Below are 10,910 nucleotides of genomic sequence, written 5' to 3' on the forward strand. Positions count from 1 at the left end.
GAATCGATATAGAAATTTTCCGCGGGGCTGATAAACTTTCTCCCCGTGTTTAACACCGACCACAAGAGCATCGCCCGCTGGAGTACCCCAGCGGTCGTTCTTGTGATCGGTGTTCTATCTTTCTGGGGCGGGTTTGCGCGGCGCTGGATTTCCGATGACGGCCTCATTGTCCTGCGCACGGTGCGCAACCTAGAAGCCGGGAACGGCCCGGTTTTCAATATGGGCGAGCGCGTGGAGGCCAATACCTCCACGCTGTGGCAGTACCTTATCTTCCTCGTGCGTTGGGTGTCTCACGCAAACCTCGAAGGCATCGCCATTTACTTAGGCCTTATCTTGGCGGTAGCGGCAATGGTGGTCGGTGCGGGGGCGTCGGCAAGCATGCGCTCTGGGGTCGTCCTTCCGGCCGGCGCGCTGGTGTATCTGGCCCTGCCACCGGCCCGGGACTTTTTCACGTCCGGGCTGGAATGGGGCCTGTGCATTTTCTATCTCGCAGTGCTGTGGTGGCTTTTGCTGCGCTGGTCGCGCCCACGCCGCCACTCCGGTAGCAATAGTGATACATACTGGCTTGCCTTCTGGGCTGGGCTTTCTTGGTTGGTGCGGCCAGAGCTCGCCCTGTACGGCGGTTTGGTAGGAATCCTGCTGCTGGTATCCCACCGCTCGTGGAAGATTCTTGCCGCCGCGGTACCGCTGCCGTTGGCCTATGAGATTTTCCGCATGGGCTACTACGGACTGCTGACCCCGCACACGGCCGTGGCAAAATCTGCAGCTGGTTCCGAATGGGGCAAGGGCTTTACCTACTTGGCTGATTTCGCCGGCCCGTACTGGCTCTTCCTACCGCTCATCGTGCTGGCCATTGCTGGCCTATGGAAAGCGAACCTGCGGCCTACCGCAGTGCGTTCTACCACCACAGCGGTTTATCTCTTTGTGGGCGCAGCCCTCATTCACACGCTGTATGTCCTGCGCGTGGGTGGAGACTTCATGCACGGACGCATGCTATTGCTCCCACTATTTGCGGTATTGCTTCCCATTTTTGTGGTTAGCGTTCGAGCATGGATCGTCTCCGCGTTCTGCGCGGTTTGGGCGTTGGTCATCGTTCTGCGCGGTCACCCCGTGGACCGCAGCGTGTACGAGGATGAAATCTCCATTGTGGACGAGCGCGATTTCTGGACCTATGCCACCCAGCGCCAAGAACCCCCGACGCGTGCCGAGCAGTTCCTTGGTGCCAAGTTTATGGAGGACTACCAAGAAGGCATCGATGAGCTGGAGGCTGGCGATGCCATGACCTTCCGCTATATCAAGGGCGAAGACAGGTTCTCTTGGATGGCCTCACCCGCAGATCCCTCCCGCAGCGATCCACCAACCGTCTACCTGCTCAATCTGGGCCTTTCCTCTATGAACGCACCGCTAGATATTCGCGTGCTGGACAATATTGGCCTCAGCAATCCGCTGGCCGCGCGGCAGCCGCGCATCGTCGGTGGGCGCATCGGCCACGATAAGAGCTTGGATTTGTCGTGGCAGGTAGCGGATTCTGCCGTGGACATCGATGAGATTCCGCCGTGGATTGATAAGTATGAGGCGGCTAAGGCACGCGCCGCGCTTGCCGACGCCGATTTCCAGAAACTCTTCGCCACTTACAGGCAACCTTTAACTTGGGACCGTTTCTGGAAAAATATTAAATTCTCCCTGACCGATGGAAGGACGCTCGCCTTCTCTTCCGATCCCTCGGACTACCTGCACTAGCCCCTTTAAATGCAGACTTTGGGGGGAACCTAAGTTACACTACTCTGTGACGATGTTAGCGATCCGTGACGTTAACGGTATACAGGTTGCGGACGATAAAGCTTAGTGACAATCACCGAGTAGTTTTGAAGGAGAAAGATGACTGCTTCCATCAAGGGTCGTGTCCTTTCAGTCATCATGGCAGTTGCCGTAGCTTTGGGCCTTGCCGTCGTGGCGGGATCCCAGCCGGCAGAGGCAGCCAACCGCGACTGGCTGCGCCGTGACGCCACTGGCACATGTGAGTGGGACAAGGTTGGCTGGTGGGTCCAGCGCTGTGACGTATGGTCCCAGGCTATGGGCCGTACGGTCCCAGTGCAGGTTCAGCCCGCAAAGCGCGGCGGCAATGCTGCCCTCTACCTGCTAGATGGCCTGCGCGCTACCGAGCGCACCAATGCTTGGGTCAACGACGTCAACGCTGCTAAGACCTATGAGCCGCACAACATTACCCTGGCTATGCCGGTTGGTGGTGCCGCTTCCTTCTACGCTGACTGGCAAGGTCCTGCCACCTATGATCTGGAAAACCCGGTCAACTATAAGTGGGAGACCTTCCTGACAAGCGAGCTCCCGGGCTACTTGGAGCGCAACTTTGGCGTTGCTCGCAACAACAACTCCATTGCCGGCCTGTCCATGGGCGCCGGCGCTGCCCTGACCTTGGCAGCTAAGCACCCGAATCAGTTCCGTCAGGCAATGTCCTACTCGGGCTTCCTTACCACCACGGTTCCGGGTGCCCAGACCATGATGCGCTTTGCCATGCTGGACGCGGGCGGATTCAATATCAACGCCATGTACGGTTCATTGTTTAACCCGAAGCGTTTCCAGAACGACCCGCTGCTGCTCATTCCGCAGTTGCGCAATACCAACCTGTATATCTCCGCAGCTTCCGGCATTCCAGGTGCTGGCGATGGTCACTACCTGCCTGAGCACCAGGCGGCCGGTGCTGCCCTTGAGGTTGGTTCCAATATCACTACCCGCGTATGGGAGGGTGCCGCTCGCCTACAGGGGCTGAACCCGACCGTGGACTACCCGGCTCAAGGCCTGCACAACTGGGAGCAGTTTGGCTACCAGCTCAACCGCTCTAAGCCGCAGGTGCTCAACGTTATGAACGCCTGGTAATTCTTCCAGCCTCGTCCCTCTTCTATACAGAAGAGGGATTTTCTTTTCGTTAGTGTATCGCACAACTGTACGTTTAGGTCTTGCGAGAGCAGGTTAAGTAAGCTATTCTGTAATTGTTAGTTCGATTGGGTGTGCGAATTGATTCTTAGAGGGGGAGCTTCCGTGACTACTGCTACCGCACCACCAAAGCAGGCATATTTTTCTACCAACGACGTGGAGGACACCGTGTGCGTAATGGCCATGGTGCAACGGATTCAGTCGTGGCAACTTTTTCAAGGCATCTTGCCGCAGCTAGAGGATGATGTTGAGTGCACGCTGGCTTCATTGGCTAAGAGGTTGGGATTATCGCGGTGGCGGCTCTCAAGCGCTATCCAAGCGCACTTTCGGATGCGCGAGCTACCGCTTACCACGGCAGTGCAAACCGAGCACTGGATCTTGGATCTTCCGCGCTTGCAGATCATCGATGTGGAATTGCGGCTCCTAGGTACTGATGAGGCGCAGATTCAACTGGTTGATGCAGCGTTAGCAGATTTCCTTACTCCAAAGGACCCTAGGCAGCACGTGCCCACAGAGCCAGAAATTCGAAATTTTCTCAGAGGGTTTATTGATGGCCTTTTAAAGCCAGATTTGTCTGAGGCTGTCGAGCGTGCGGTCTCAGTTTCCTATACGGGCGGGCAAGCCACTGTTGTGTTGAAGACAGATAAAGCAACTGCGGCAGCTATAGCGCGCCATATTGATAAAGCAGCGAAACAAGAAGGAATTTCGAAAGCGCAGGCGCTAGAGCACCTGATATTTGATCGCACTCGTACCAAGGTGGTGATCAACACCTATCGCACTGGTGAGGATCCCTCCAGAGTTTTTATTCCTGCTGCGGGCTGGTGCGCGCTGGGGGACTATTTAGCGCAAAATTCGGCGGTGCGTACCTTGGAAGCCAATGACGTTGCGCAATATGTTCCCACTGCGGAAATTAGGGCTTGGGTGCAAGGAAGGGATGCAACGTGCCGGTGGCCGGGATGTTCGATGCCGGCGCACTATTGTCAATTGGATCACCGAGTGGAGTATGACGAAGGGGGTCCGACCACTGTCGGAAATTTGGTCAGCCTTTGCCAGCATCACCACAACGTAAAGACAGATGGGCGGGTGCGCTATGTGATGGATCCGTTTACCGGCGATATTGTCTGGATGTTTGAGGATGGCACCTTTGAAGTGGACCGCGCAGCTGGACCTTTCGCACCACGAAATATTCATTGGAAACTTACTTGGGAGCGGTTCCTTAAATTGCAGAGGAGAACATTGCAAGGTTCGTGAGTCGGGACTATACAGGGGCTCATGTTCGCTATTGAGAATCCAAGCACTGGTAAGAGTGAAGACACTTTCGAGCGTATCGATGATTCGCAGCGCGATGACATTCTGGACCGTTCCACTGCGGCCTTTAATGCATGGCGCGAGACCCGCATTGAGGAACGCGCGGCAATCCTTTCGCGCGCAGCGGATCTTTATGAAGAACGCATTGATGAGTTAGCCGATCACATTGGCCGTGAGATGGGCAAGCTAACCCGTTGGGCTAAGGCTGAGATTCAGATTGTGGCCGATATCTACCGCTACTATGCTGAGCATGCTCACGAGCTGCTTGCAGATGAATACCTGCCGGCCCAAAACGCGCACAAGACCGTAGTGCGTAAGGAGCCGCTCGGTCCGTTGCTGGGCATCATGCCGTGGAACTTCCCGTATTACCAGGTGGCTCGCTTTGCAGCGCCTAACCTGCTGCTGGGTAACACGATTGTGCTCAAGCATGCGTCCATCTGTCCACTATCCTCCCAGGCTTGCCAGGACATCTTGGAAGAGGCCGGATTGCCGCAGGATGCTTATATCAACATCTACGCTTCCGGTTCCCAGATGGATGCTTTCGTAGCGGATAAGCGTATCAAGGGCGTTTCCCTGACTGGCTCTGAAGCTGCGGGCTCTGCTGTAGCAAAGACCGCGGGCGAAAATTATAAGAAGTCGGTGCTGGAGCTGGGCGGCAACGACCCGTTCTTGGTCATTGATGATGAAAACCTCGAGTGGGTACTGGATCAATTCAACTTGATTCGCATGTACAACACTGGCCAGGCCTGCAACGCGCCGAAGCGACTTATTGTGCTTGAGGACTTCTACGACCGCACCGTAGAGTACTTGGAAAAGAAGATTGGGTCCATGAAGGTTGGCCCGTACGACGATGAGAATGCAGATATTGGCCCACTGTCCTCTATCGGCGCTCGCGATGAGATTGTAGAGCGGCTGGAGAAGGCTGCGGCCAATGGCGATGCCAAGGTTCGCGTAGGCGGCAAGAAGATTGACCGCGAGGGCGCGTACATGGAGCCTACGCTGCTTACCGACGTCGACCCTTCCGCCGATGTTGGCTGCAACGAAATCTTCGGCCCAGTCGCCATTGTCTATAAGGCCAAGGACATCGAGGAAGCCATCGAGATCGCCAATAACTCGGACTATGGCTTGTCTAGCTCCGTATGGGGCACCGATTTGGATGCCGCGTTCGAGGTGGCTAACCAGCTCAATGATGGTATGACGTTTGTGAACGAGGCGTCGGTAACCGCAGCAGGCCTGCCATTTGGCGGCGTTAATCGTTCCGGATATGGCCGCGAATTGGCACGCTGGGGTGTAGGCGAGTTCGTCAACGAGCACCTGTACCGCGTGAGCGGACAAGATAACCCGGGTAATTCCCCAGCAATGTAGCGGCGTGTCAGCCTAGTGTAAGTCTCAAGTTCAACTTAAACTTGAGCACACGATAGACAGCTCACGCCGTAGGCATCGGTCCGGGGGAGGGGAACCCTCGGAAAGGTACCGCGGCAAATCTTCAAGGACGTTTACCTATGCGCAAAAGCACTTCCCCGAGCAAGGCACGCAAAGGCCTTGCAGTGGCCGCAGTACCTACCGCCATCGCCGTGGGTTTGGCCCTGCTGCCAAACGCCACCGCACAATCTTCTGTAGGCGATCTCTCCTCCGCAATTGAAGGCGATTCCAGCCTGTCCGATCACTTCGCCCCGAAGGAGCCGCCCGCCCGCACCCCGTTGAACACCGAATATCCGGATGTTAAGGGACTGCCGGAGGGCGTGAAGATCAACCGTGTGGAGTACCTGACCAACCGCCACTTGATGGTCTATATCAAGTCCGCAGCCATGCCGGATAAAGAGCAGAAGGTACAAATCCAGCTTGCTCGTGACTGGTACTCCCACCCAGAAAAGCAGTTCCCAGAGGTATGGGCTTTGGATGGACTGCGCGCGCGTGATGATGAGTCCGGTTGGACCATCGAGACCAATATTTTGAACCAGTACGCTGACCGCAACGTCAACCTGATTATGCCGGTGGGCGGCGAGTCTTCCTTCTATTCGGACTGGGAGCAGCCAGACCGCGGCAAGCACTACATGTGGGAGACCTTCCTGACTAAGGAACTGATCCCTATCTTGGACCATGAGTACCGCTCTAACCACAAGCGTGCGGTGACTGGCCTGTCCATGGGCGGCACTGCCGCTATGAATTTGGCAGAGCGTAACCCTCACCTGTTCAACTTTGTCGGTTCCTTCTCCGGATACTTGGACACCACCACCCGCGGCATGCCGGAAGCCATCATGGCTTCGCAGCGCGATGCCGGTGGTTATGATTCCCGCAAGATGTGGGGTCAGCCAGGCTCCCAGAATTGGATTGATCACGATCCAAAGTTGGGTATTGAGAACCTGAAGGATATGCAGGTTTACGTTTCCGCAGGCTCCGGCAAGGATGACTTTGGCAACGCCAACTCTGTGGCCAAGGGTCAGGCCAACCTCGCCGGCATGGGCCTGGAGGTAATTTCCCGCATGTCTACCCAGACCTACGTGGATTACGCCAAGCGCGCGAAGATTAACCCGGTGGTTAAGTTCCGCCCATCCGGCGTGCACAGCTGGGAGTACTGGCAGTTTGAGATGCAGCAGGCATGGCCGTACATTGCGGATGCCCTGCAGATGAACAAGGCGGACCGTGGTGCAGACTGTGAGGCCGTCGGTGCCATCGCTAAGGAGACTAAGAGCGGCGTAATTGGCTCTTGCTTGAATAATGAGTACGACGTCGCCAAGAAGGGCAAAGCCCAGGACTTTGAATCCGGCACTGCATACTGGTCCCCGGATACCGGTGCGCACGCTCTCTTCGGCCGCATTGGTGCTCGCTATGCCGAGATCGGTGGACCTACCTCGTGGCTTGGTTTCCCTAAGACTGGTGAGACCAAGACTCCGGACGGCAAGGGACGCTTCGTGCACTTTGAGCACGGCTCTATCTACTGGTCCCCAGAGACCGGCGCTTGGGAGATCACCGGCGATATGTTCCAGGCTTGGGGCAAGAATGGCTACGAAAAGGGCGATCTGAAGTACCCGACCGGCCCAGTCAAGAAGGTTGGCGAGGGCTATATGCAGGAATTCCAGGACGGCGTCCTTACCCGCAATCCGGATGGTTCTAACCAGGTAGTACACGGTGCTATTGGCGCCAAGTACAAGGATATGGGTGGCGCGGAATCCGCGCTCGGCTTCCCGACGTCCGGCGAGAACGCCGTCAATGGCGGCTTCTTCCAGACCTTTGAAAAGGGCAGCATCTACTGGTCCCCTAAGTCTGGTGCGCATTACATCATGAAGAGCAAGATCATGGACCGCTGGGGTCAGGCTGGTTGGGAGCAGGGCGAGTTCGGCTGGCCAACTTCTGACTACTCCGAGATTGCCGCTGGGGGCCTGAGCCAGGAATTCCAGCACGGCAAGATCAGTGAGGTCCTGGGACAGGTTCGGACTGAGAAGAAGTAGCTATGCGCAAGCTAGTAGTAGTGGGCGCGGCCCTATGTTTGGCTCTTGCGGGCTGCAATTCCGCCACGGTGGATAGCGAACCGCCGCAGGAGACCGAGGTCGCGCCCCTCGAACGGGAATCGGACGCCCCTACCTCAGCGGAAGAGACGACCAGTTCTGCTGCAAAGTCTAAGTCTCAGGAAGACCGCGGTGCGCGCGAGATCTCGGAGATCCCGTCCGCCGAAGTGCCGGAACCCGAGGCCAAGTACTTGGGCAAGCTCAAGGATGCTGGCGTTAACGTCGATGGAGTAGAAGATCAGCTCCTAGGCGCGGGTCAAGCAGCTTGCGATGAGAATGAAGTTACTATCTCCGCGGTTGCTGGCCAGCTCGTTGAGCAAAACCGTACCAAGATGAGTTTTGAGGAGCTTTCCAAGCTCATTACGGATTCCGCGCGTACAGGGATTTGCTAGGTTTACCTGGTACAACTAATCCATGAGAAAAACCATTACCGTCGTCGCTGTCCTCGTCGTTTTAGCTGTCATCGGCGTGGGCGCGTCGCGTTACCTCAACAGTGGCACTGATGATTCCCCTGCTCCGCACCCCACGGAGCAGGCTGCGCCGCCGCAACCGCAGCAGCCTGAGTGGTGCCCTCGCGTGGAGTTCATTTCCGCCCCAGGTACGTGGGAATCCGCGGCTGACGACGACCCCCTCAATCCTTCTGCCAATCCGCGCTCGTTCATGCTGTCTATTACGAAGCCGTTGCAGGAGGCCTATGGGGAGGACGTAAAGATATGGACTCTTCCTTATACTGCGCAGTTTAAAAACATCAATGCGCAGCATGAGATGAGTTACGACGATTCCCGTAACGAGGGCACCGCAAAGATGAATGACGAGTTGCGTGGCGTGCATGAAAGCTGCCCGGAGACCAAATTCATTCTGAGCGGCTTCTCTCAGGGCGCAGTTATTGCTGGTGACGTGGCCGATGAAATTGGTGGGGGCCAGGGTGCGGTCCCGGCGGAAAATATTGCCGGCGTGGCCCTTATTGCAGACGGCCGCCGCCAAAACGGTGTTGGACAAAACCCAGGCCGCAAAGTCGGTGGCGTGGGTGCGGAGATTGCCCTCCAGCCGGTATCCGGTTTGGTCCAGCCCATCGTGCCGGGCGCATCCATGCGTGGTGCGCGCCCGAATGGGTTCGGTAGCCTGGCAGATCGTACGTTCCAGATCTGTGCGCCCAATGATTCGGTCTGTGACGCCCCGCCGAATGTCTCTAATGCCCTCGAACGTGCGCAGGGTTTGATTGCCGCGAATGGCGTCCATGCACAGTACGCCTCCAATAGTGGCGTTATTGATGGCACCACGGCCAACCAGTGGGTTGTGGGCTGGGCTCACCAGCTTATCGACGGCGCGTAACAACTATTCTCCCAACTCCGATAGTTTTATTAACGAAACCATTTACCAAAGGAGATTCGATGGATCTGAAAGCGCAGATGGGGCAATTTTTGGCGCCCGAGTTCACCTTGGCCCAGCTGGCGGAAAAGCTCTTCCAATCCGAGACCGATCCAGACCGCGTGATGATGCGCCAGTGGATCTATGGCGAGGAAGAGACTTGCCGGGAACTTACCCGCGCGCAGGTCAATAACCGCATCAAGGTGGTGGCTGGGCGCCTCCAGCAGGTAGCCGAGCCCGGTACCCGCGTGGCCATCTTGGCGGGTAATTCACCGGAGTACGTCTTTGGTTTCTTGGGTGCGCTGTATGCGGGCATGGTGCCGATTCCACTCTATGACCCCAATGAACCGGGGCACGCGGACCACCTCAAGGCTGTATTTGGCGATTGTGAACCGTCCATCGTGGTCACTAATCGCGTTTCTGCCGCTGCCGTGCGTAAGTACTTCTCCGGCCAGCGCGAGCGCCCGCGGGTTATTTCCCTCGATGCCCTGCCAGATTCTTTGGCTAGCTCTTGGACCCCCGTGGAAGGAGCTGCAGGGGACACCGCCTTCTTGCAGTACACGTCGGGCTCCACCCGAACCCCGGCCGGCGTGGAGTTAACCAACCGAGCAATCATCACCAATGTCGCGCAGATCTTCCAAGCGCTGCAACTGCAGATGCCGGCTCGTATCGTCTCATGGCTGCCGATGCACCACGATATGGGCATCATCCTGGCCGTATTCGTTACCATCTTGGGCTTGGATTTCGAGATGATGACCCCACGTGATTTCATTCAACACCCAGACCGCTGGGTCCGGCGTCTCACCGCCGGCGAGCAAGCCACGTATTCCGCAATTCCTAATTTTGCGCTGGAGCTCGCTGCGCGCCATGCCAAGGACGCTGATTTCTCACGCGTAGCAGGAATCATCATTGGATCCGAGCCGGTCACGGAAACGGCAGTGGATTCCTTCCTGCGTGCTTTCAGTGCGGACCGCTCTGTGCTGCGCCCGTCCTATGGCTTGGCGGAGGCAGCACTGATTGTGTCCACCCCGCAAACCGAAAAGCGCCCGGTCATCTCGCACTTCAACCGTGCGGCGTTGGCCGCGGGGCGCGCCGTCATTGAGGATAAGTCCGATGCGACTGTGGCCTATGCATCCAATGGGCAGTGTGTGCCGCATCAGCACTTGGCCATCGTGGACCCAGAAACGCGCGCTGAGGTTGAGGATGGTGTTATTGGAGAAATCTGGGTGCACGGTCCCAATATCGCCTCCGGCTACCTCAACCGACCAGAGAAAACTTCTGCAACGTTCCGCAATACCTTGGGTGATCGTCAGCAAGAAGGCCTGCCAGAGGATGATTACTGGATGGCAACCGGTGACCTAGCCGCCATAGTGGATGGCGAGCTTTATATCACCGGGCGTCTGAAGGACCTTATCGTCATTGCTGGGCGCAATCACTATCCGCAGGATATTGAAGGCACCGTTCAAGCAGCTTCCGCCCAGGTGCGGCCGGACTCCGTTGCCGCTTTTTCCGTGGAAGGCAAGGATGCTGAATCTCTCGTATTGTTGGTGGAGCGCGCTGATGATGCGCAGCCGGCAGACGATGCCGAGGCTTCCGAGGCCATTCGCACCGCCGTCACCTCGCATCATGGAATCACGCCGGATGACATCGTGTGGAAGGCGCCAGGGGAAATCAACCGTACTTCTTCCGGCAAGATTGCGCGCCGTGTAGCTAAGAAGAACTATGTAGGAATCTGATTTATCGCTAACAAAGTGACAATATATAGCGATATACCTTTAT

8 protein-coding genes are annotated in these 10,910 nt (G+C 56.9%); all 8 read left to right on the top strand.

Translation table 11 applies throughout. The annotated features are described in order from the left end of the window. The first annotated feature begins 45 nt into the window (after positions 1–45). The 8 genes from L8V01_RS09175 to L8V01_RS09210 all read left to right on the top strand — a co-directional run bounded on the left by L8V01_RS09175 (position 46) and on the right by L8V01_RS09210 (position 10,867). The gene (locus tag L8V01_RS09175; protein WP_269946765.1) at positions 46–1,740 is read left to right on the top strand and encodes an arabinofuranosyltransferase AftB family protein; all 1,695 of its coding nucleotides are present in this window, start codon (positions 46–48) and stop codon (positions 1,738–1,740) included. A 138-nt stretch (positions 1,741–1,878) separates the two neighbouring features. Further along, on the top strand, positions 1,879–2,892 hold the full coding sequence (locus tag L8V01_RS09180; RefSeq protein WP_269946766.1) for an alpha/beta hydrolase: 1,014 nt from the start codon (positions 1,879–1,881) through the stop codon (positions 2,890–2,892). 162 nt (positions 2,893–3,054) lie between these two features. Further along, positions 3,055–4,200 (top strand): HNH endonuclease signature motif containing protein, encoded by a 1,146-nt coding sequence (locus tag L8V01_RS09185; protein WP_269946767.1) that lies wholly within the window; start codon positions 3,055–3,057, stop codon positions 4,198–4,200. A 21-nt stretch (positions 4,201–4,221) separates the two neighbouring features. Next, positions 4,222–5,622 carry an NAD-dependent succinate-semialdehyde dehydrogenase gene (locus L8V01_RS09190; RefSeq protein ID WP_269946768.1) on the top strand — a complete coding sequence of 467 codons (1,401 nt, stop codon included), beginning with the start codon at positions 4,222–4,224 and terminating at the stop codon, positions 5,620–5,622. Between the two features lie 137 nt (positions 5,623–5,759). Next, positions 5,760–7,706 carry an alpha/beta hydrolase-fold protein gene (locus L8V01_RS09195; protein ID WP_269946769.1) on the top strand — a complete coding sequence of 649 codons (1,947 nt, stop codon included), beginning with the start codon at positions 5,760–5,762 and terminating at the stop codon, positions 7,704–7,706. A 2-nt stretch (positions 7,707–7,708) separates the two neighbouring features. Beyond that, positions 7,709–8,155 carry a hypothetical protein gene (locus L8V01_RS09200; RefSeq protein WP_269946770.1) on the top strand — a complete coding sequence of 149 codons (447 nt, stop codon included), beginning with the start codon at positions 7,709–7,711 and terminating at the stop codon, positions 8,153–8,155. Positions 8,156–8,177: 22 nt separating this feature from the next. Continuing rightward, a complete protein-coding gene (locus L8V01_RS09205; RefSeq protein WP_269946771.1) occupies positions 8,178–9,095 on the top strand; it encodes a cutinase family protein in 918 nt (305 codons plus the stop codon). 59 nt (positions 9,096–9,154) lie between these two features. Next, on the top strand, positions 9,155–10,867 hold the full coding sequence (locus tag L8V01_RS09210) for a fatty acyl-AMP ligase (protein ID WP_269946772.1): 1,713 nt from the start codon (positions 9,155–9,157) through the stop codon (positions 10,865–10,867). Positions 10,868–10,910: the final 43 nt, after the last annotated feature.

This window comes from Corynebacterium curieae, from assembly GCF_027570035.1.
GTDB classification, from domain to species: Bacteria; Actinomycetota; Actinomycetes; order Mycobacteriales; family Mycobacteriaceae; genus Corynebacterium; species Corynebacterium curieae.